The organism is Lederbergia lenta NBRC 16444 (genome assembly GCF_001591545.1).
Lineage (GTDB): Bacteria > Bacillota > Bacilli > Bacillales > Bacillaceae_C > Lederbergia > Lederbergia lenta.
Window position 1 is genome coordinate 2,121,210 of the sequence record NZ_BCVC01000001.1, and the last position, 23,029, is coordinate 2,144,238.

A 23,029-nucleotide genomic window follows, 5' to 3' on the forward strand; every position below is an offset into this window, starting at 1 on the left:
ACAAAGAACTATATCATAGTACCCATTGATTGTCACCTTTATTTTTATAATTATCTGAACTTTCACCAAAAAATGTTTCATATGAAAATCCCCACTCTTCCATTGATTTTTTCTTTCGTGGCATGTATAATTAAAAAAAGGTGTCAGGGGTGATCATCGATGGAGAAGAAGAAATCCTATCAAGAGTTGCTGAAAGAGTATACGATGACCCAGATTCAAAAAGAAACACGAGAGATTGAATCGAAGATAGACCAATTTCTAAATGGCCTACTACAAAAAAGGCATGTAGAGCAACTTCGCACAGAGATTGATCAAGCGCTGGACCAAAAAGATGAAAAATCATTTCACAAGCTTGCCCAGAAATTATCAAGTATTCTTAAAAATAGCTAGAAAATGACACATCCCACTTCATAGGAAGGGGGATGTTTTTTATTGAGTTAATTTAGCACTATCTCTTTTTATAAACTTTACTTTTCTTCTATCCGAAATTCCTCAATCAACGTAATCCGTTCTAGCATTGTTGGATGTCCATAGCGAAAGATTTTCACTAAATAGGGTGGGTTCACTTGGCTCAAACCTGCTTTTGTTAGACTTTGAAATGTTTGGATACCAGCTTCTTTATCCCCGGTCATTTCTATCGCATACGTATCAGCTCTTGTTTCTTGGTAGCGAGACACCCAATTCGATAGAGGACTTGCTGCAAATAAAAGGATGGATGTAATTAAAAGAAAGACTGGTAAAGTGCCTATATTCGTCATTTTTTCCACTTTCCACAATTTCCCTCTTTTGTTAACCCATCTTTCCATGATTTTAGCTGTTATCCAAAGACCTACTAGCGTTAACAGCAAATAACCTGCGATCCCGATGTAAATATGTTTTTCTACGTAATGCCCCATTTCATGTGCCATGATAAACAGAATTTCCTCATCACTTAGCCGCTCAAGCGTCGTATCCCATAAAACGATCCGCGAATTTGAACCGACACCTGTCACATAAGCATTCAATGAATTTGTTTTACTCGACATATCCACTTCATATACATGTTCGGCAGGAATATTCGCCTCATCCGCAATCTCCAATATTTTCGCTTCCAACTCTTTATCTTTCAATGGATAAAAATCATTGTACAGAGGATCAATGAGCACTGGTTGGATAAACATCATAAAAATCGAAAATGGGATGGATAACAACCAAGCAGCCAGCCACCAACGCTTCTTAAACTTTCTCATCAATGCGTACAATACAGTGATAATAACGAACATCATTCCATAGTCCACCCAAAAATCTATCCATTTATCCTTCATCCACGACGAAAAAATCTGAGTAGAAATATTGTATGACTTCGAAATCATATAAGATAAATAGCTAAGCGGATACATAACAATAAACGATACTAGTGAGAGCCAAAATAAGTAAATCGCAATTTTAACAACAAAAAGTTTCGATGTTTTATCTGCCCAACGTTCAAATGCCGAGGATATTCCAAAAATCAAAATTAAATAATAAAAAAGCCATTCATACGGGGTAGCTAGAAAAAAAATTAAATTTCTAATACGTGAATATTCTTCACTTAACATTAGTTCCCTGCTGTTAAGGAAAGTTGTCGGATCTGCCTTAGTTCCTTGCAGCATCTCTGGGATTGAAGTATCCGCCAAATAAAATAAATAGGCATACATAGCGATTCCAAATAAAACGTAAGTCACGATTGCTCTGAGCGCCCATTTTCTAATCAATGCTCATCCCCCCTGTCCATCTCTTATTATATGTAGAAAAAAACAGCTCTAAATAGAACTATTATATCCGAATTAGCAAATAAATAAGCAAAAGCACTCTATCTGTAGAATGCTCGAAAGACTTTTATACTAACCATGTATAAACACTTAAAATAGTAATCACCCCAAGAACGGCTACAATGATATTTGCTAATGTTCAATATATAAATGGTTCATATATTCTCTGCCACCCCTGCATATAAAATCAAACTCATTAATACTGCTTCAAATACTATCAAACCAGTACTTTTTGCGAGTAATTCAAAAGTCAGTGTAACGGGCGTATAATCAAATCGCTATAGTTACGCTCTCTTGAAGCCCCTGGCGAAATTCTATATGTTTCATGTTGAACAACAAAGCTTCCATTTCTAAATCCCTCTAGTCTGCTATGTTACATAGTTTCCAAGATGAGCTTCGCCTAACTTTTCAGCAAGAGAATTTCCCCTAGAGCATACCAAATTTGAATGCATTGATTTATTATTTCCCTTTAAAATATGGTGTTCTTTTTTCTATAAAAGCAGCTAATGCTTCCGCTCTATCTTCTGAAGGAATCGTAATCTCATATGCCTTTCGCTCTATTTTTAGACCTGTTTGCAAATCGGTGTTCATTCCCATTTTGATAGCATACTTTGCCTGTTGGACGGCGATTGGAGCATTGGCAAGAATCGCTTGTGCAAAGTCTAGTACCATTTCCTTTAAATGTTTATGTTCTACTGCTTTCCCAATAACTCCATAGGTGACGGCTTCATCTGCTGACAACCTTTTCGCTGTTAAAATTAATTCCAATGCTTTCGTTTCTCCAATTAATCGGGGAAGCCTTTGGGTTCCGCCAGCGCCAGGAATTATTGCAAGGCTCGTTTCCGTCAACCCTATCAATGCTTCTTTAGATGCTATACGAAAATCACAGGCTAATGCCAACTCCAGCCCTCCGCAAAAAGCATGTCCATTCATCAAAGCAATCGTAGGCTGTGGTAACTGTTCAACAGCATTAAATACATCAGAAATTTTATAAACATTACGCCGCACTTCTTTTTCATTAAGCGTTTGACGCTCCTTTAAATCGGCACCAACACTGAATGCTTTATCACCAGCCCCTTGAAAAATAACAATCCGAACCTGCGGGTCCATTTTTATTGATTCTACTGTTTGAGAAAGATCGGATAGCATTTCATAATTGAATGCATTTAAGACTTCCGGTCGGTTTAAAGTAACAAAAGCAATATAATTTTTGACTTCCAGATTAATAAAACCCATTATTACTCCCCTTTCTTCTATCATGAAGATATAATAACTTATTATTATGAAATAAATACTTTGCCATTTCTCATATTATATTTTATTCAAGTTAGTAAAAATGTGGGCTATACCCTTTAATATTCTTCTAGTCCCGTTACATCAATCGTCCAAGGTTCAAGAGTATATACGTCGTAATAAAGTATATGACCGCCAGCTCCTTTAAATGTTGGCATATAAACGAGATCGTATCGTGATTTACCGTTTTCATCCACTTCTTTTACCCACTGTAATTTCATTGTGAATGATTGTTCATATAAATTTTTCGCTAAAGCAAAATTGTCGGGGATAACATCAGTCAATCCAGTAAAATCAATATATGTATGATCAGAGGTGTTGATATCTTGTAACTCTCCCGTGGATGCATTTACGGTTATCGCTATATAAGCATTTTCAATTCGCACACCATTTTCAAAGCGATCAAAAGTGAAACAATAAGCGTATGGTGGTAGCTCTTCACCTTCATCATTATAATCTACTATCTCTGGATCTAAGATGTGGAGTTTAAACATCTGGTGAGCGTCCTTAAACTGGCTTGAGAGAATTTTCAAAGCGAACAAATATGCCTCTTCTGCTGTATACATTCGATCAAGCAGCTGTTCACCTCCTTTTACTAGTCTTTTCAACTTCCCATTACTAGGATCGATGATGAATTTGACTATATCATCCATCCCAAAATCAAGATCTATCAAATCTTCCATATCATAATCTTCTCGAAACTTCTCAAGAGAGAAGTGACTCCAAACTTCAACGAACCCTGCTTCAGTTTCTACTTCTGCAATTTTCTTCATACCCTCCACCCCCGCTAATACAAGGGAAGATACAGCTTTAGCAAAAAAGCTTGGAATATCTTTATGGTACTGCGGCTCTATATCCAAGTCGCCCGTATTTGTGATTAGCCCATCCATTTTAACGTCTATCGCAACAGAATTAAAATCATAGACAAGTCTAAACTTTCCATCACCATTGACGAACAGTTCTTCGTCATATTGTAAGATAAGTTTTCCTGCATTTATCCCTGATAGATATCGTTGTTTCGCTTTTTCTGATGGGACCACTTCTTTTGGATATTCTACAGAAAAACTTTCTTCTTCTTTTGTTACATCCATAATCATTCCATTATTATAAACGTTGAAAGTCACACCCGAGTTTGGTAAATCCAAACCGAAAAGCTCGTCTTTCTGGCAATACTCCAGCATAAAAAAGACATCAAAATCAATAATCGAAGATAAAAAAAGCTTAGATACTGTTTCAGGAAAGATGTCCGTAAGAAAACGATCTGTCAATTCTTTCATTTGTTCCTTCGTCATCGTTTCTTTTGGGATATCTTCTCCAGAATCATATTCACATTCACCAAACATTTTTAATTTCCCATCTTCATTCGCATTAACAACGCTTAAGACTTAAAAAAAAAAGATAGAATGCGCCCTTTTAAGGTTAGCTATTCTATCCTTCTTGATGATCAGTAAATCAATTCAACAATTTCATCCTTTGTTACATTTCCAAAGTAATGTGGAATGTTGACAGCATCTAATGCTTTTGCAATGTTAGATCTTTCATAACGAATTCCTGTTAACTTATCTTCAATCTCACTTACATCACCGACACCAAAAAAGTCACCAAATATTTTACAGTTTGTAATTTGACCTTTATGAATATCGAGACGGAATTCAATATGGCCCACTGGAAAGCGATGTGAATGTTGGATATTAAAGTTCGGCGATTTACCGTAGTTCCAATCCCAGTTTTGATATCGTTCCTTTGATAGTTCATGGATTTTTTTCCAGTCTTCATCTGTAAGCTTATATTCAGGGATCGGATCTATTCCATCAAATATATTGCGTAGTAGCATTTCTCTAAATTTTTCTATCGTTATTTTTTCTTCTAGAAATTCAGAAATATTCGCTACGCGACTCCTTATCGATTTAATCCCTTTAGATTCAATTTTATCTTTTCGCACTTTTAAAGCAGATACAACATTTTCGATTTCGGAATCAAACATGAGTGTGCCATGACTAAACATTCTTCCTCTAGTTGAAAATTGAGCGTTCCCTGAAATTTTACGCTCACCAACAAGAATATCATTACGTCCCTTCATTTCTGCATGGACGCCAAGATTTTCTAATGCCTGTACAACTGGTTCCGTAAACTTTTTGAAGTTTAGAAAGCTTTCTCCGTCATCTTTTGTGATAAAACTGAAATTAAGATTTCCGAGATCGTGATATACAGCTCCACCACCAGAGAGTCTACGCACTACATGCAACTTATTTCTTTCCACATAATCTGTACTAATTTCTTCAATAGTGTTTTGATTCTTTCCTATAATAATCGAAGGCTCATTAATATAGAACAGTAAATAAGACTGATTAATATCTAAATACTTTAAAGCATACTCTTCAATAGCTAAATTAATTCGCGGATCCGTGATACCCTGGTTATCAATAAATAACATATATTATCTTCTCCTTTTTCAAACTGAGATTTTAAAACCTTGTGATGCAAGGCTAACATTACCTGTGAAATTTTCCTTCGCTTCGATTACAAGTTGCTTCAAATCACCAAAATGTGGTAAATGAGTAAGAATAAGTTTGTCTACATTTGCTTTACTAGCAAGTATACCCGCTTCTTCACTTGTCATATGTCCAGCAACAGCAGCATCCATTCCTTTGTAAAAATTGGATTCGCACAAAAGAATATTCGCATCCTTCGCAAAATCAGTTAATTCTTCAAAATAAGCAGAGTCCGCTGTATATACGAGGGTTTTCCCACCTGCTGAAATTCTCATCGCAAAACATGCGACTGAATGCTTTGTCTTTAGAAATTCAATCGTATAAGGACCAATATGTAGGTTTTTCCCTTGTTCATAAGCAATTCCTGTTGTTATATTCTTATAAGTTAAAGCATCAAAAGCAAGGCCGTCCTGCTGATGACCATATATAGGTAAATTAAAGTTTGTACTGTTTATATATTTCCCAATTAAAAGTGCGTGCTGAAGTACTCCAATATCAGCGACATGATCTGGATGATAATGCGATAGCACAACTGCCTTTAACTCTTCTGGTTTAATATACGATTGCAACTGCGATAACACGGCACTTCCACAGTCCATTAAAAGTTTGAATCCATCATGCTCCATAAGATAACCAGAACTTGCTTCTCCTGATTTGGGATAGCCACCCCAATGTCCAATTACTGTGAGCTCCATGTATAATCCTCCTCCAGCAACTTCATTTATCCACCTTTTACTATACTTTATTTCCTCTATTTTTTCATATTTTAAGCTAGACGCTAGTTAAAGTAAAAAAATATATATAGCTAAACTAACTAGCATTTTTTTAGAATCGAACGCTTAAACACTTTTCTGATATTTACAAATAAACTGTTGACACCTTTCCATCTGTTATAATACAATGTAAATAACAAAAAACAGTACTACTACAAAAAACAGGAGAGTGAATATAATGATCCAAAACGTAGTTGAATTTTTTAAGAACTTGCCACCGAAGACGTGCACTAAATGTGGAGAGAAAATTGCCGAGCAGCATGAATGCTATGGCACCAAATGCGATAAATGTACTGAACTATAAAAAATAACAACAGCCCTCTATTGCAATAGAAGGCTGTTGTTATTCTGTTATGACACAGTTAAGTAAATAGAATGCTTTTCACTAATGTATAACACTTTACCGCTATGATATCGATGCGTCTTTTGTAAATTCTATTAACCAACAATCGCGATATTTCCCTTCATGCAGCTCATGGTTTGACAAGAGTTTAATTTTCCGAAAACCGCATTTTTCATAGCAGCGAAGTGCCCTCAGATTCCATGTTTGCGGATCCATCACAATCTTATTTGCTTGTTTATGTTTCATTAAAAATTTAACCATGGAGCGAATGAGCAATTGACCTATACCTTGATCCCAATAATTCTCTTCCCCGATAAATTGATCGATTCCGTAAATAGTTACGGGGGCTACAATCGGATAACCGTATAATAGCTGCGTTTCTTTATCTAACTGATAATATTGGATATAGCCAATTGCAACCCCTTTAAATTCAATGATACACCGGTTCACATCTGTTTCCTTGTCAAAAAACACTTTCTTGACCTTATCTATATCAAATGGATGGTCGCGCCCTTCATAATATTGCAAAACTGTTGGATTCGAAAGCCACTTTGCTAATAAAGCAGCATCGTTTCGTTCCAATACGCGGACGCTAAGTCTTTCTATTTCAAACAACAATATTTATTCCTCCAATGAAACAGGCTTAGAAAGGCAATATCATGAGAGATTTTCCTTTTCTAGTGTGAATCCGTAAACTCTTCTTTTAATATGGAAAATATTTTTATATCTCGATGCATTCCTTTTACAAACATTCCCTTTCTTAAAATACCTTCAAATGACATTCCTATCTTTTCCATTACTCGCTGTGAGCCAACATTCCCGACAAGGCATTTTGCCTGGATACGAATTAAGTCCATGTTATGAAAGCCAAATGAAATAACTTCCTTCGCCGCTTCCGTGACTAATCCATTCCCCCAATATGCTTCTGATAGAGCATATCCTATTTCGGCGCAATGTTGATCTGGTTGCCACGAAACAAAATCGATCGTTCCAATTAATCTTCCAGTTTCCTTGTACTCTATTCCCCATGGAGCTATTTTTTTATTTTCATAGCAACTTAAAACAAATTCAACATACATTTTTGTATCTGAAATCGAGCCATGCGTATTCCAAGTTACATATTTGGAAACTGCTTCATTCGATCCATAACTATAGATATCTTCAGTATCTTCCCTCGTGATTTTTCTAAGTAAAAGACGCTCTGTTTCCAATACAGGCAAATCACGATAAACTGCCTCTATTTCCATTAAAGTTTCTCTCCCTTACAACTAGATTTCATCATCAACTATTGCACCTTGCTTAATATACTTAATCAATTTGTTAGATTCGTCAATAACCCTATGTCTGCCATACGGATTTTTAAACCAATTATCCTTTTTGGTGTTTTCATCGTTCGCTGGGCATAGGGTACATTCTATCCAACTGGGCATATAAGTTTTTAAAGTGAGATGTGTTCTACGCATATGATAACTAGCTGTTACGATTAAAAGTCTCCTCACCTTATGTAGCTCGAAATGTCGATCTAAAATTATGAGTGAGGAAAGAATATTTTCCTTCGTATTAGTGGAAATCGTCTCAACTAATATATCCTTTTCCGGAATGCCGAACGCCATAGCCTTATTTTTTAATAGTATTGCTTCAGGCAAGGAATTCCCGTTCCAAGCTACCCCCCCTGAAAATAATATTTTATTAGCTCTCCCTTCACTATATAATTGGAGCGCTTTAGGCAACCGATATTGTACGGCCTTGCTACTGCCAAAGACAAAAATACAGTCCCCTTTCTTCAAATCATCGTCTATATTGTTATATAAGAGATTTGTTCTAACTTTATCTGTTAAGTCTTCTGGCTTTAGCTTAGATATTTTCATCAGCCTCTCCCCTAACATTCTGTCATGATAAAACTACTATATTCTTTGTTGTTCTTCTCCATGATTAGAGATAGTTAATTGATGATTCTATTTCAGTAAACGGATAAAGCTTGCCAAGAAAAATTACAGTAAACTCTGATTCCAACAATAATTACTTTGGACAAAACAGGAATTTCGAACCAGGTATTCATACCTTTTTTCAATAAATCATATAGGTATTTAGTGTTATTTCTATAAATTGAGATGGTAAATAACGGTTTATTTTGATACACTCGGAAACAACAAGTGTCTAAATTATATATTTAAAGAAAGGTAGGTTTTAACATATGGAAGATCAAAATAATATTCATACACAAGAAAGTCCACAACAAACTAAATCGTCAACGGGTTTAGAAAATAATGTTGCAGGTCTTTTATGTTACTTAGGAACATTTGTTACCGGCATTATTTTCGCTATATTGGAAAAGAAAAGCCCTTTCGTTAAATTTCATGCAATGCAATCGACAGTTACATTCGTGGGGCTCGGAATCGCTGGCTACGTAGTAGATTATGTCCCGTTTTTCGGCTGGCTCCTTAGTTCTCTCATTTCATTATTAGGATTTATTTTATGGATAGTACTAATGGTCAAAGCATATAATAATGAATGGTTTAAATTACCTATTGCGAGTGGTATTGCTGAAAGTTTAGTAGATAAATTCGGAAATACAACGAACGCATAATACGAAAAAGCTTTTTGGATAATTATTATAAAACGTCTTACCGGTAATTGATTATTCCCGATCAATCGCTGGCAAGACTTTTTAATTAAGCTTAATGATAACGGCTCCCCTTTTTAATATTAAAATTCGTTTTCTTTCACATACTACAAACTCCTGTTAGCTACTATACAAGCAATGACATTATTAATATAAACCTTGTCTTTTCGTATAAACTTTTCTATCTATCCTCTTGTAGTTACCTATTAATTGGTTATTTATATATCTCAATCAATCCAGTATTATTTTATAACTGTCTGTTTTACCCCCTTTTCTCTTCCAACAAAAAATATGAAAGATTCTATATTCGTTTGAATACATATAAATGAGGGAAACTGTTGAAGAAAGGGGATTTAACATGTGGAAATGGACACTTATCATTACCTTTATTTTCATTTTTTCAGCTATTCTTGAAGAATTAATTTACTTTTATGTTAACCGAAGTATCATAGGAGTTAAGAGAGAAAAGGAGATAATAAAACTAAAGGAAAGATGGAGCTCACTTATAAGCAAATTCCGGTTTAAAAATAGATCTCACTAATTAACGTTCTATAAGTTAATTAGTGAGATCTTCGTTAGTTCGTTTCCATTCTTCAGCCAACATTCCATAAACGATATGGTTAACATGATGGTCATATAGCCATTCTGCTTCTCTAATACAACCTTCATTTACAAAACCTAATCTCTCAGGGATCGACCTACTTTTCCTGTTTTCTACTGCTGCTCGAATATCCACACGATTTAATTTTAATTCATTAAAAGCAAAATCGGTAAGCCCCTTTGCTACCCTGGTCATAATCCCGTTTCCTTGATATTCCTTACCTAGCCAATAACCAATATAGGCGATTCGGTTAGACCAATCAATTTCGTTGAAGCCCGCAACACCGACAATATCACCTTTCAATAAAATTACCGTGTTCATGCTCTTATTTTCAGCATAACTGTTCATGCAAAATTGAATAAACTTCTTTGTATCCTCCACTTTCGTTGTAGTGTCAAGCCAAGGCAACCATTCTCTCAAGTATTCTCTAGATTGATTTGTTAATTCAAAAACCCTGTCACAGTCTTCTAATTGAATCAATTTCAAATTTAAATCCTTATCAATTTTATGCACAAACATATTTAGCCTCCTCACAGATATCAATGGTACGTATATTAGATCATAACACATCCGGCATACGCGTTATTACAACTTTGAGAACCAGTGCCTACAAAGTTATCTATAACATCCGTTAGAGTCCCCGTTTTAACTGATTTCTTTTCCATATTGTAAATTCGAGAAAATCCTTCATTTCTTCTAATTGACTATCGCTCATCTGCACGATACATTTTCTAAAATAAATGAGATATTCAACTATATCTCCCTTCTCATTGTAACTACTATCTAAGCCCTTAAGTAAATATTCATGATCTACTTCTAAAGCATTGGCAATTTTCACCGTATATTCATGAGTTGGGTTGCTTTGAAGGTTTTTTTCTATAATACTTAAATATGTTTGGACAATTCCTGTCTTCCTTGAAAGGTCAGCTAGGCTAATTCCCTTTTCTAACCGAATGTGACGGATCCTACTTCCTATCATATTATATTCCCTCCTAATAGACCTCGTTATTGTATGAAAAAGTTAGTTTGGGAGTAGACTAGATCAAATCAACTATATAAAGAACAGAAAACCCATATCACCACAATTTAATTAGCTTATATACGTTATGTCAATGATAAAGTGGTTCTCAAAAGAGAACGACCTTTTAGATTACTCTAACAAACATTTATAATTATGTCTATGTTTTTTAATTGTGAAAACTTTATTACATTCTCGGATTCATATTTGGATATTTTCCGAACAATCATTGTTAAAGCCCTAAAATAGCTAGACGTCGGCTATAATAGGGGCAATTGTATTTATTAGGAGGTTTGTTTGTTGAAGAAGCTATCGTTATTCATTCTTCTATCTATTGTACTTATCTTAAGTGCCTGTTCTTCTGAAAAAAGAGGTACTCCAATTGAGGATTTTAATTATACTAATCAAGATGGGGAACCCTTCGGACTTAAAGATCTAGAAGGAAAGGTGTGGCTAGCAGATTTTGTATACACATACTGCCCAAAGGAATGCCCATTGATGACTCTACATATGAGCCAGATACAGCAAGATGTTATTGATGCTGGGCTTGAAGATGTTCAATTTGTTTCTTTTAGCATAGATCCCGAAATCGATTCACCAGAGGTTTTAAAAGCATATGGCGAGGGATTCGATGCTGATTTTTCCACATGGCACTTTTTAACTGGCTATTCTCAAGAAGAGATTGAGGATTATGCACCAAAAAACTTTAAAACGATTGTGAAAAAACCAAGAGATGATGATACAGTCATTCATGGTCTAGATTTCTATCTAATGAATAAACAAGGCGAAATCATTGGTAATTATCCCGCTTACGAGGATGTTCCATTTAAACAAATATTGAAAGACATTAAATCAGCTGTAAAATAGAGAATAGCGATTATAGCAAAGATAATATAATCTATAATAACTAAGGATTTTCACACTAAAAAACATGCAGGTTGGATTAAATTCCAAATCCTGCATGTTTTTTAGTATCTAATGTTCCTTCTGTTTCTTTTCTTTTTTACACTTCTACTTGATCCCCAATTGCAAATTGTCTTTTGAATTTGTAATGGAAAAATCCAACCGTCAATCCCATAAATCCTAGCAAATAAGCAATTAATATGCCGTTATTCATCCACATATAACTGAAATCTCCACTTGAAATGACCGCTTTATATGCCTGTACGGAGTACGTCATTGGCAATGCAGCATTAAATGGCTGTAATGGTCCAGGTATCAGTTCAAGCGGGAATGTTCCTGCGCTTGTTGTCAATTGTAATATCAATACAATGATTGCAATAAACCGTCCCGGATCACCGAATAACGTAACTAAAAATTGAATCAGCGCGATAAATGATAGACTTGTGATGATTGTTGTAACAATGAATAGCGGAATACTTTGTACTTCAATCCCAAGTCCGAATAGCATAATCGCAACTGCTAGCAATGACTGTATAATACCAACAATAGCAATAACGCCGAATTTCCCAAAGAACCACGCAATACCATTTTTCGGTTTAACAGCAGGGTCTCGAAGTGGGAATACAATAGAAAGTAGTAATGCCCCTACAAACAATCCCAATGATAAGAAATATGGAGCAAAACCTGTACCATAGTTTGGAACATGATTAATCCCACTATTTTCTACTTTGACAGGTTCCCCCATCATATCGTACGTGCGGTCATCTGCATGAACAGAGCTTGATTTTTCTGCAGCATCACCGAGTTTTTCATTTAATTCATTTGTACCATCTGTTAACTTTTTCGTACCATCTGAAAGTTCACTCGATCCATCAGCAAGTTGACGGCTACCATCACTTAATTTATTCGAACCATCCGCAAGCTCATGTACTCCGCCTGTCAATATAGATGCACCATTCATAAGTTTTGCCGCACCAGCATTGGCGTCTTGTAATTTTTGATCAAATAAAACAATTCCATTTACTAATTTTAATTGTCCTTCTTCTAGTTTTCCAACCCCAGCCAACAGATCACCCGAACCGGTTGCAAGTTGACCAAGAGCAGACTGCATTTGCTTTTGACCAGCATTGACTTCAGCTAGTTTACTTGCAATTGTATTTGCGCCTGTTTGCAGTTCGTCTGCGGCTGATTGGAGTTGCTCTGTTCCAGCAACCAGATTTCCACTACCAGCTTCTAACTGTGCAATACCAGTTTCAAGTTCTGCCTTCAGTTGATTAGCTAATTCTGTCTTCACTTCTTCAGGAAGTGGTAATGGAGCTAGTTTAGCATCCAATCCCGCAAGCTGTGATTTCATTTGTTTGATTCCAACATGTAATTCTGTTGCACCTTGGGTGACTTGTGTAGCACCATTTTGAAATTCTTCCAATTTATTCGCTAATTGATCAGTGCCATTTTTTATTTGCTCTGTGCCTGCACTAATCTCGCCCATCGAGCCGGCTGCTTGATTAATACCCGCGTTCACCGCTTTGGCACCTTCAGCTAATTGAGCAGTTCCATCACCTGCAGATTTGGCTCCATCAACTAGCTGTCCATGACCATCAACCAGTTGATTTAATCCATTTGCAAGATCCTTTGTTCCTGTTGCAAGTTCTTTTGTACCAGTTTGTAGCTTAGAGACACCTTGATTAAATTCTAGTGATTTAGAAGCTAGTTCATCCAAATTCTCATGCAGCTTATTTGACCCAGAAAGTAATTCTTTAGCACCATCACTTAACTCTTTTGAGCCATCACTAGCTTGAGCAAATCCATCAGCCATTTCTTTCACTTTATCAAACATTGTTTCTGCATATGTAGCTGTAACTTCCTTAGCTACAGCAGATTTAATTTGTTCAACCGCAGTCTCACCAATTTGAGCGGAGAGGAAGTTAAAGCTCTCGTTAGGTATATATTTCAATTCCAGTTTTTGAGGTTCATCATCTAATAAAGTCGTTGCATTTTCCGAAAAGTTATTTGGTATTTCGATTAACAAGTAATACTTTTGTTTCTCTAAATCTTTATAGCCTTGTTTTCCACTAACAATGTCAAATGTAAATTGATCATTTTCCTTTAATTTATCAACTAAGTCATTCCCTAGATCTAATTGTTCCCCTTCAAAATCGGCGCCTTTATCATTATTTATGATAGCTACTGGCATATCCGCAAGTCGATCATATGGATCCCAAAAAGCCCAAAGGAACATGCCACTATATAAAATCGGTACAAGCATTACAGCAATAAGTGGGATTAATAACTTTTTATTTTTGAAAATTTCCTTCCATTCTGCTGAAAATAACGTTTGTTTCATAATTAATATATATCCTCCCATTCAAACTATATGACCGTTATACTCATTTGGTCATTCCTGGCCAAAAAATATGGATTATCTACAATGACAATCCATCGAATAAATAAAATTCAAATAAAGATGCTATCTCTTGCTGACTTAACGGTTCGTGGTTTTTTTCCCAGTCAAAAATCAATGAAATATAAAGTTTAAGCATAATAAATGCCGTTATTTCTGGATTACAATTTTTTATTTCGCCTTTTTCTATCGCCTCAATAACTTTCCCTATAATATAATTTATAATTGCCTGTTCAACTCTTTGCATGACCTCCATGACAGCTGGTGTTCCAATTTCTTTTTCTTCTTGGAAAAGCTTAATTGTTAATTGATGTTCTTTCCGAAATTCCAATAACCGATAAAGAGCACGGTTTGCATTTTCATGAAAAGAAAGATTCACTTGAATCGTCTCTTCTGCTGCAGTTTTCATTTCTTTTATAAGTGAGGTTACAATCTCATCCAATAACTCTTCTTTATTATTGAAAAAAGTATAAATCGTCCCCTTACCAACGTTCGCAAGTTTTGCTACCTGATCCATCGTTGTAGCTTTATATCCAAATAAAGAAAAAGACTTTGTTGCAGCATTAATAATAAGCTGCCTACGATCAACGGACAAATCATTTCACCTCACTTCTTACCTTTATGACCAAAATACCAAATCGGTCAATCAGTACATTTCGTAATATATCATACATACTATTTGATTGCAAGTGGATTTTGTTTCCCAAAGAAATATCCACTAACTTTTTACTGACCAGGTGGATAAATTCTACTATTTCTTTGTAATTCGAGAGTTAATAATGTTATGCCAAAGTTTAAAGGCTGAGAGTAACAAAATACACGTAGTAAATATGTGTTCATGCTGTGAACTTTCTTTTGGTAGAATAAACAAAAGCGACCAATATGGCCGCTTTTGTCGCATATCATTTTATAAAGTTCAATACTTCTTCTACAGCTGTTTTTCCCTGATCAATACAATCCGGTAAACCAACGCCTTCAAATGAGCTGCCTGCGATGAAAATACCTGGCATACTTTCTTGCAACTTCGCCTTTAATTCTGTCAATCTTTCTTGGTGACCAACTGTATATTGAGGCATTGCTTTTTGCCATCGAGAAACAATTGTAAATTCCGGAGTAGCTAAAATATTCATCGTCCGTTTTAAATCATCTAGGACAATTTTTTCGATTTCAGCATCAGGTAAATCAACAACCGTTTCCTCTCCAGCACGTCCCACGTAACAACGAAGTAAAACTTTTCCTTCCGGTGTTGTATGTGGCCATTTTTTATGTGTCCAAGTACATGCGGTAATTGTATAATCGCTATTTCTGGAAACGACAAAGCCTGTACCGTCCAAAACATCTTCCACTTCTTCTGCATCAAATGCCATCGCAACTGTTGCAACCGTCGTAGCGGACATTTTTTTAAAGTTGCACATAAATTCTTGACCTGAAAATAATTCTGAAAGTGCAGAATGAGGTAATGCCATAACGATACTATCTGCTTCTATGCTTTTTCCATTATTAAGTTCAATATTATATCCAGAAGAATCGGGCTTCTTGTCTACTATTGATACAATTTTTGTACCTTTTAGTATTGTTCCGGGAATCATTTTTTCTTCTAGCGCATCAACAAGTGTCTGCAAACCACCTGTCAGTGTGAGAAACTTACCTTTTTTAACATTTCGGCTTGGTTCAGGTGTAGTTTTTCTCATACCACGGATCAAGCTACGGTATTCCCGTTCCACTTGATAAAATTGTGGAAATGTAGACATTAAACTTAATTGATCAATATCCCCAGCATAAATCCCTGATAAGAGTGGTTCAATCAAGTTTTCAACCACTTCATCACCAAGTCTCCTTCTAAAGAAGTTGCCAAGTGATTGGTCACCCGTTACTTTCGATCGCGGTAAAACCAGATCACCTACAGCCCTCATCTTTCCTTGAACAGAAAACAATTCTGTTGTAGCCAACGGCGCCATTTTTGTAGGGATACCCATGACCGCACCTTCAGGCATGGAATGAAGTTTATCGTTTACAAGGACGTAGGCACGGCCTGCAGTATTATTTACAAGTTGATCTTCGAGACCGACATCTCGGACCAATTTAGCAGCACTTTGTTTTCGTTCAAGAAAGGAATCGGGACCTCTTTCAATCACAAAACCATCTTTGTATACAGTCTGAATTTTTCCACCTAACTTATGATTGGCTTCCACTAGCTGTACATCAATTGCTAATCCCTGCTCCAATATTGATTTTTGGAGATAATAAGCTGCTGACAAACCGGTTATTCCACCACCGATCACAACAACCTTTTTCTTACTATCTTTCAAGGTTATATCGCCTACTTTTATTAAATTTAATCTTCTTTTTTTAGTTGATTTAAAACGACCGATGCCATCGCATCAATAAATGCTGGCTGAGCGTCTGGCATTTCGGGACGATAATATGCTGCTCCCACGTCATCAGTTACTACTTTACACTCATAGTCATTATCATAAAGAACTTCGAGATGAGTGGAGACAAAGCCAACAGGAATATAAACAAACGCTTTATACTCTTTTTCGTTAAAGAGATCACGTGTTAAATCCTGTACATCCGGCCCAAGCCATGGTTCAGGCGTATTGCCCTCACTTTGCCAGCCGACTTTATATTCCGTTATGCCAGCTTGTTTCGCAATTAAATCAGCTGTTTCTTGAAGTTGATCTGCATACGGATCACCCAATTGAAGAATCTTTTCAGGCAAGCTGTGCGCTGACACGATTAAACATGATGCATTCTTCTCTTCTTCAGACATGTCCTTATATACTTCTTTTACTTTATCAACCCAATAGTTAATAAACTTTGGTTCTTTGTACCAGCTTTCTACAGATGTAATCGTTGGTCCTCCAAGTTTTTCAGCTGTTTCTTTCGCTCTACCATTGTATGATTGCACACTAAAAGTAGAAAAATGGGGTGCGAGAACAATGGATACGGCTTCCTCTATCCCATCCGCATGCATTTTTTCTACAGCATCTTCAATGAATGGCTCAATATGTTTTAAACCAATATAAGCTTTGAATTCAATGCTATCTTGTATTTCATTCAAACGGTCTTGCAGACCATACGCTTGCTGCTCAGTAATTTTGGCTAAAGGTGATATACCTCCAATTGCTTCATATCGATTTTCTAAATCTTCTAGCGCTTCCTTTGTTGGTGGTCTTCCATGGCGAATATGTGTGTAATATCTTTCAATATCATCTTCATTGTACGGCGTTCCATAGGCCATTACTAATAGCCCCATTTTCTTTTTCTTCAAGCTAATGCACTCCTTATAATCGGAAATTATTACTTGTTTTTGAGCTTCTCTGCACTATATTCATGCACAAAGGCAGTTAATTTTTTTAGCATTTCAGGGTTTACTTCTGGGAATACGCCATGACCTAAATTGAATATAAATCCAGGCTTCTCAATACCCTGGTCAATAATAGCTTTCGCACGCGCCTTAACAGTATCCCAATCTGATATCAAAACTGCTGGGTCTAAATTACCCTGAATTGCTTTCGTTACACCTAATTTTCTCGCCTCAGCAATCGGTAGTCTCCAGTCAAGCCCAACCACATCTAGCGGTAAATCATTCCATTCTAACACGAGATGGCTAGCTCCTACTCCATGCATGATTAATGGAACCTGCTCTTTTCTCATTTCAGCAAAAATTCTTGCCATAAAAGGTTTAATAAATACTTGATAATCTGCACGGCTCAACGCTCCAACCCAAGAATCGAAAAGTTGAACTGCACTAGCACCGGCTTTAATTTGTGCTTTTAGATAAATAATTGTCATGTCAGCTAGCTTATTCATTAGTTTCGACCAAGCTTCAGGTTCTGAATACATGAAAGCTTTTGTTTTGTGATAATTTTTGGATGGCCCGCCTTCAATCATATAACTGGCAAGTGTGAATGGGGCTCCCCCAAACCCTATCAAAGGAACAGTAAGTTGTTCTTCTGTTAAAATTTTGATTGTTTCAAGTACATATGAAATATCTTGTTCAGGGTTAAGTTCACCAAGCTTATCCACGTCTGAGGTGGAGCGAATGGGGTTATCAATGACCGGACCAATTCCACTTACAATCTCTACATTCACGCCTAACGCTGGGAGTGGAGTCATGATATCTTTGTATAAAATAGCAGCATCCACATCGTACATATCAACAGGCAGACGCGTAACATACGCACAAATATCTGGGCGATGGGTTATTTCAAATAAGGAGTATTTTTCTTTAATTTTCCGGTATTCAGCTTGAGAACGTCCAGCTTGTCTCATATACCAGACAGGAACATGATCTGTCCTCTCACCTCTTGCAGCTTTTAAAAATGTATCATTCGTTATTTTTTTCACGGTAAATAGTCTCCACCTTTCAAGATTAAAATATATCTATCTTACATATATTTATAATATATAAATGCAGATTAACTAAAAATGGGTCTTGACTTTTTAACTATATTCTTTTTACCATCCATTGTATAGGCAGGCTTATTGCTTGTCATAAATTTGTCCTTTTTCCGCGTGATTTTGTTCACTACTTATATATATATTCATTAATTATATACTTAATAAGCTTTGTAGGTTTGGAATTGCTCTTTCAAGGGAAATTTATGATAACATAATGATCTTGAATTAAGCTAATAGTAAGACATAAATGGATAATCTAATATCAAAAGGGGTGAGTCAATGTACACGTACATTACATCTGGCACGTATGAATTTCTAAAAAAACTAGAAAACCAATATCCAGAAGAAAAAATTACATTAATGCAAAATATAAACACAGCTTTACTATGGCATGAAACAACCGAAGCCACCATATTTCAATCACCACGAAAATATGAAGTGATTAATTCAATTGGAGACATAGCGGCTCATGGTTTCGTCGTTTGTCATAATATCCCTGTTAGTGATGAAGGAAGACCAGTATTCGAATACCGATTCACTAGTCATCATAAATATGCACAAAACGAGTCGGGATTTTTGGCAACACGGCTCTTACGCCCACTATCGAGTGATACCTATATTATCATGACGATGTGGAAGGACAAAGCAGCCTTTGAGGCTTGGGAAGAAACAGCAGGATTCAAGAAAGAACAATATAATTTAAATAGTGTAAAGTCTACTGAAAATATAAATTTATTTTCCGGCGCTGCCTATATATCGACGTTTATTGTGGATGAAGAAGAATTAGAGCATGAAGATAAAGTAACATAAACACCCTGAGTAATTTTTCAGGGTGTTTTATTTTGCACCTTTTTCCTGAGATTATTGTTATAATTATTTTGAATCTTAAATTAAAATACTAGGCGGTGTTTTTACATATGAAACAAAAGCTATTCGCTTTATTAGAGAGAGATTACGAGGAAATGATTGATATAAGACGATATTTGCATCAGAATCCAGAACTTTCCTTCCAAGAGATTAAAACGGCAGCCTATATCGTTAATTTTTACAAACAGCTTGGCATCGAAGTTAAAAGTGGAGTTGGTGGAAACGGGGTTGTTGCAAAAATCAAAGGGGAAAAGCCTGGTAAAACTGTTGCGTTAAGAGCAGATTTTGATGCTCTACCCATACAAGAAGAAACAAATTTACCGTATAAATCCCTATTCCCTGGTGTAATGCATGCATGTGGACATGACGGGCACACCGCTACATTACTCATATTAGGAAAAGTACTCCATGAGCTGAGGACAGAGCTTGAAGGCGAATACGTATTAATCCATCAACATGCAGAGGAATTGGCACCAGGCGGAGCGATAGAGATGATAAAAGATGGCTGTTTGGAAGGTGTCGACGTCATCTACGGTACCCATTTATGGGCAAGTCTTCCTTATGGAGCTATCCATTATCGGACGGGTCCTATTATGGCCGCGGCTGATCGTTTTGAAGTCGTTATTAAAGGATATGGCGGACACGGGGCTCAGCCCCATAAAACAAAGGATGCTATCGTTATTGGTTCACAGTTGGTAATAAACCTCCAACAAATTGTTAGCCGGAGAGTGGATCCGATCGAATCAGCCGTATTAACCATAGGCGGCTTTGTTGCGGACAATGCGTTTAATGTAATTGCTGATAGCGCAAAGATTTGGGGTACAGTTAGGAGCTTTAACGAAGATGTACGTGATTTGTTAGAAGAGGAAATAGGCAGAATAACAAAAGGAACTTGTATCGCTGCTGATTGTGACTTTGACCTTAAATATGAGCGGGGATATCCAGCTGTCGTGAATCATAGAGATGAAACAGAGTTTCTTGCTAGATGTGCAAAAGAGATACCTGAAAACACGGAAATTCAAATAGCAAATCCTGATATGACTGGCGAAGATTTTGCTTATTATTTGCAACATGTAAAAGGTACATTCTTTTTCACAGGCGCAATGCCGGAGAATGTTGAAAAGCCATATCCACATCATCATCCAAAATTTGATATTAATGAAAAGTCTATGCTTGCCGCAGCAAAAACGCTTGGCTTGGCAGCATTAAAATCACAAGACTAACATAAGTAAAAGGCTGACAGCTGTCAGCCTCATCTTCTTTCTAACTTTTTCAACCTTCCTGGTACATACATTTTCGTAAATAATATGGCAAATAAACAAGATACAACAGCATTGATAGCAGCCTGCTTTAAATTCCCCCCAATAGCTGTGCTCAGGCTAAAAACAATTGCCTGTACAATTAAAATCTTCATTAACAGGTTTAAAAAAGCTATTTTCTTTTGATCTGATCGGATTGGATACAAGCTTGTCCAAATTTTCAATTCGTGCCTACGCATTAGCGGGATAAGTTGAAAACCAGTTAAATAAATAAACAACAATGAAATAGCTACGGAAAAGTATACATTTCCATTGAATAAAATAAGCACAACAGGGATCAACGTTAATCTCAAGATTAACCCCGAAAACTCACTTGTCCTAACTATCGTTCTAGAAAGTAAAAACCGATATGTTTGATCACTTGAAAATGGGATAGTTGAAAATAATGGATCCAACCACCTTCTTCGTTTCACCCTTCCTTTTAAATGAGGAACATCTGTAAACATATTGGCAGCACGATAAAAATTTTGCATCCTGTTCTGTTCTTTTTCAATCAATAATTCCCATTTTAATGGTTTGTTTTTTAATGCATTTCGAAAATATAATGTAACTAACAATAAAATTAATGTAGTAGCACCAACAAACCAAAAAGAAGCTTTCTCAAAGATAAAATAAAGTAACAATGCACTCAGTGAGAATCGAATAATCCAGTCAAAAAACAATGATTGCTTATCATTAGCTTTTAGAATCATCCAATGTAGCATTAAGTTCCAAATCTTTAACAGAAGGACAATGGCTAATAAATAAAAGAATACTTTAAAACCATCTCCAGTAACTTGTGCATACATCGGCATAAATGCCGCAAGTACCAATAGCAAAACATACGCCTGGGTTATAAAACTCAATTTCATTCCATTTTTAAAATAGCTCCCCATTTTTGTTTCCAACGGAAGAAGAAAAACAATATCCGCTTCTCTTAATAAGGTTTGAATTGGACTAATAGCTAATAAAATAGCCAAAACAATTGCCATAATTAATCCAACTGGGAATCCTGAATCGAGTGTTTTTACCCATTCAGAATAATAATAAATGGCTGCTCCCCCACCGAAAATAAGAACAAACAGTAAATGATCATTAAACATATATTTGAAATAACGACGCAATTCTTTTATATAAGCTTGAAGCCTCTCAGGCCATAATTCATTAATCTGCTTCATGGATATCTTCCTTTGTTAGCTGGATATAAATATCATCTAATGAAGCTCTTTGCATTCCAAATTCCTCCTGAAGTTCTTTAAGCGTTCCTTTGGCCCTAACTTGACCATTATGTAAAATGATAAATCCATCACAATAACGCTCAGCTGTTGCCAAGATATGCGTCGACATTAATATTCCTGCACCGTTCTCCTTCATGCGATCCATCAGTTCCAAAAGTGACTTAATTGCTAGTGGATCAAGTCCTACAAATGGTTCGTCAATAATATACAAGGCTGGCTCAATAAGAAATGCGCACATGATCATTACCTTTTGTTTCATTCCTTTTGAAAAGTGAGCAGGAAACCATTTCATTTTTTTATCAAGGCGAAATTCCTTTAATAATGGACCAATCCTTGCTTTATATGTTTCTTCTGATATTCCGTATGCCATTGCAGTCATTTTTAAATGTTCTTCCAATGTCAGTTCTTCATATAAAATAGGCGTTTCAGGAACAAATGATAATTGTTTTCGATATAATTCAGGATTTTCTTTCAGCTGATTGCCATTCACGCTTATTGATCCTGAACGTTGTTCCATTAAACCAATTATATGTTTAATTGTTGTACTTTTTCCCGCTCCATTCAATCCAATTAAACCAATCATCTCGCCAGATTCCATTTTAAATGATATATCTTTTAAAACAGGTCTTTTTGTATAGCCTCCTGTTAGGTTTTGCACTTCAAGTAAAGACATAAGTCAACGTCCCTTCTCTTTGTTTACTTGCTTTCCATTGTACCAAAAATATGCTTATGTCGCATCGTTATATCTGGATACATTTTCCAACTATATTTTCACTGTCACAGGACATCATAATGTTTGAAGGAGCGGTACTAAGCGAAACTGAGGTGGTTGTCAAAGACAGTTATCAGCAGTAGATGCGGAAAGCCGATGAACATTGAACATGTACTTTGATTATCGATCTTGATCAACTGAACAAGGGAGATGATTGCGTTGGGCATGATAATGATAAATCGAATATTTCTTAAGTAACCATTTTATTGG

23 protein-coding genes are annotated in these 23,029 nt (G+C 36.0%); 6 read left to right on the top strand and 17 right to left on the bottom strand.

The window, feature by feature from the left end:
* The first annotated feature begins 159 nt into the window (after positions 1-159).
* Positions 160-390 (top strand): IDEAL domain-containing protein, encoded by a 231-nt coding sequence (locus BLE01S_RS10045; protein WP_066140609.1) that lies wholly within the window; start codon positions 160-162, stop codon positions 388-390.
* 77 nt (positions 391-467) lie between these two features.
* On the opposite strand, the gene BLE01S_RS10050 is transcribed toward BLE01S_RS10045, so the two are convergent.
* From BLE01S_RS10050 to BLE01S_RS10070, 5 genes are all read right to left on the bottom strand, one after another.
* Entirely contained in the window at positions 468-1,733 is a 1,266-nt protein-coding gene (locus BLE01S_RS10050; protein ID WP_231955835.1) for a M48 family metallopeptidase, read from the bottom strand.
* 516 nt (positions 1,734-2,249) lie between these two features.
* Positions 2,250-3,026 carry an enoyl-CoA hydratase-related protein gene (locus BLE01S_RS10055; protein WP_066140612.1) on the bottom strand — a complete coding sequence of 259 codons (777 nt, stop codon included), beginning with the start codon at positions 3,024-3,026 and terminating at the stop codon, positions 2,250-2,252.
* Positions 3,027-3,142: 116 nt separating this feature from the next.
* Positions 3,143-4,426, bottom strand: a complete 1,284-nt coding sequence (locus BLE01S_RS10060) for a hypothetical protein (RefSeq protein ID WP_066140615.1) — start codon at positions 4,424-4,426, stop codon at positions 3,143-3,145.
* Between the two features lie 101 nt (positions 4,427-4,527).
* Complete coding sequence (lplA, locus tag BLE01S_RS10065; protein WP_066140618.1) at positions 4,528-5,517, bottom strand: lipoate--protein ligase; 990 nt, start codon at positions 5,515-5,517, stop codon at positions 4,528-4,530.
* A gap of 18 nt (positions 5,518-5,535) precedes the next feature.
* Entirely contained in the window at positions 5,536-6,270 is a 735-nt protein-coding gene (locus BLE01S_RS10070; RefSeq protein WP_066140621.1) for an MBL fold metallo-hydrolase, read from the bottom strand.
* A gap of 256 nt (positions 6,271-6,526) precedes the next feature.
* Here BLE01S_RS10070 and yhfH point away from each other — a divergent pair, with 256 nt between their 5' ends.
* Entirely contained in the window at positions 6,527-6,652 is a 126-nt protein-coding gene (gene yhfH, locus BLE01S_RS20465) for a protein YhfH (protein WP_082788647.1), read from the top strand.
* 102 nt (positions 6,653-6,754) lie between these two features.
* On the opposite strand, the gene BLE01S_RS10075 is transcribed toward yhfH, so the two are convergent.
* Genes BLE01S_RS10075 through BLE01S_RS10085 form a run of 3 tightly spaced genes read right to left on the bottom strand, consistent with a single transcriptional unit; the run spans position 6,755 to position 8,559 of the window.
* On the bottom strand, positions 6,755-7,309 hold the full coding sequence (locus BLE01S_RS10075; RefSeq protein WP_082788648.1) for a GNAT family N-acetyltransferase: 555 nt from the start codon (positions 7,307-7,309) through the stop codon (positions 6,755-6,757).
* Between the two features lie 59 nt (positions 7,310-7,368).
* Positions 7,369-7,938: a GNAT family N-acetyltransferase gene (locus tag BLE01S_RS10080; protein ID WP_066140628.1), complete on the bottom strand. Its 570-nt coding sequence runs from the start codon at positions 7,936-7,938 to the stop codon at positions 7,369-7,371.
* Positions 7,939-7,959: 21 nt separating this feature from the next.
* Positions 7,960-8,559 carry a YdcF family protein gene (locus tag BLE01S_RS10085; RefSeq protein WP_066140631.1) on the bottom strand — a complete coding sequence of 200 codons (600 nt, stop codon included), beginning with the start codon at positions 8,557-8,559 and terminating at the stop codon, positions 7,960-7,962.
* Between the two features lie 326 nt (positions 8,560-8,885).
* Between BLE01S_RS10085 and BLE01S_RS10090 the strand changes: the two genes are divergently transcribed.
* Entirely contained in the window at positions 8,886-9,278 is a 393-nt protein-coding gene (locus BLE01S_RS10090) for a DUF4870 domain-containing protein (RefSeq protein ID WP_066140634.1), read from the top strand.
* A 592-nt stretch (positions 9,279-9,870) separates the two neighbouring features.
* On the opposite strand, the gene BLE01S_RS10100 is transcribed toward BLE01S_RS10090, so the two are convergent.
* Complete coding sequence (locus BLE01S_RS10100) at positions 9,871-10,434, bottom strand: GNAT family N-acetyltransferase (protein ID WP_066140642.1); 564 nt, start codon at positions 10,432-10,434, stop codon at positions 9,871-9,873.
* A gap of 112 nt (positions 10,435-10,546) precedes the next feature.
* On the bottom strand, positions 10,547-10,894 hold the full coding sequence (locus tag BLE01S_RS10105) for a helix-turn-helix domain-containing protein (protein ID WP_066140645.1): 348 nt from the start codon (positions 10,892-10,894) through the stop codon (positions 10,547-10,549).
* Between the two features lie 339 nt (positions 10,895-11,233).
* Here BLE01S_RS10105 and BLE01S_RS10110 point away from each other — a divergent pair, with 339 nt between their 5' ends.
* The gene (locus BLE01S_RS10110; protein WP_066140648.1) at positions 11,234-11,800 is read left to right on the top strand and encodes an SCO family protein; all 567 of its coding nucleotides are present in this window, start codon (positions 11,234-11,236) and stop codon (positions 11,798-11,800) included.
* 136 nt (positions 11,801-11,936) lie between these two features.
* Here BLE01S_RS10110 and BLE01S_RS10115 read toward each other — a convergent pair whose 3' ends face one another.
* The 5 genes from BLE01S_RS10115 to hemE form a co-directional block, all read right to left on the bottom strand.
* Positions 11,937-14,180, bottom strand: a complete 2,244-nt coding sequence (locus BLE01S_RS10115; RefSeq protein WP_066140651.1) for a YhgE/Pip domain-containing protein — start codon at positions 14,178-14,180, stop codon at positions 11,937-11,939.
* A 79-nt stretch (positions 14,181-14,259) separates the two neighbouring features.
* A complete protein-coding gene (locus BLE01S_RS10120; RefSeq protein WP_066140654.1) occupies positions 14,260-14,832 on the bottom strand; it encodes a TetR/AcrR family transcriptional regulator in 573 nt (190 codons plus the stop codon).
* A 307-nt stretch (positions 14,833-15,139) separates the two neighbouring features.
* Entirely contained in the window at positions 15,140-16,546 is a 1,407-nt protein-coding gene (gene hemY, locus BLE01S_RS10125) for a protoporphyrinogen oxidase (RefSeq protein ID WP_066140658.1), read from the bottom strand.
* A gap of 26 nt (positions 16,547-16,572) precedes the next feature.
* Positions 16,573-17,511, bottom strand: coding sequence for a ferrochelatase (hemH, locus tag BLE01S_RS10130; RefSeq protein WP_066140663.1), 939 nt, complete (start codon positions 17,509-17,511; stop codon positions 16,573-16,575).
* 29 nt (positions 17,512-17,540) lie between these two features.
* On the bottom strand, positions 17,541-18,590 hold the full coding sequence (gene hemE, locus BLE01S_RS10135; RefSeq protein WP_066140666.1) for a uroporphyrinogen decarboxylase: 1,050 nt from the start codon (positions 18,588-18,590) through the stop codon (positions 17,541-17,543).
* Positions 18,591-18,923: 333 nt separating this feature from the next.
* Between hemE and BLE01S_RS10140 the strand changes: the two genes are divergently transcribed.
* Positions 18,924-19,454 carry an antibiotic biosynthesis monooxygenase family protein gene (locus BLE01S_RS10140; RefSeq protein WP_066140668.1) on the top strand — a complete coding sequence of 177 codons (531 nt, stop codon included), beginning with the start codon at positions 18,924-18,926 and terminating at the stop codon, positions 19,452-19,454.
* A gap of 107 nt (positions 19,455-19,561) precedes the next feature.
* Positions 19,562-20,734 carry a M20 family metallopeptidase gene (locus BLE01S_RS10145; RefSeq protein WP_066140673.1) on the top strand — a complete coding sequence of 391 codons (1,173 nt, stop codon included), beginning with the start codon at positions 19,562-19,564 and terminating at the stop codon, positions 20,732-20,734.
* Positions 20,735-20,763: 29 nt separating this feature from the next.
* Here the strand turns inward: BLE01S_RS10145 and BLE01S_RS10150 are convergent, their stop codons facing one another.
* On the bottom strand, positions 20,764-21,987 hold the full coding sequence (locus tag BLE01S_RS10150; protein ID WP_066140677.1) for an ABC transporter permease: 1,224 nt from the start codon (positions 21,985-21,987) through the stop codon (positions 20,764-20,766).
* A complete protein-coding gene (locus BLE01S_RS10155) occupies positions 21,974-22,720 on the bottom strand; it encodes an ABC transporter ATP-binding protein (RefSeq protein ID WP_066140682.1) in 747 nt (248 codons plus the stop codon). Before BLE01S_RS10155 ends, BLE01S_RS10150 begins: the two co-directional genes overlap by 14 nt.
* Between the last annotated feature and the right edge of the window lie 309 nt (positions 22,721-23,029).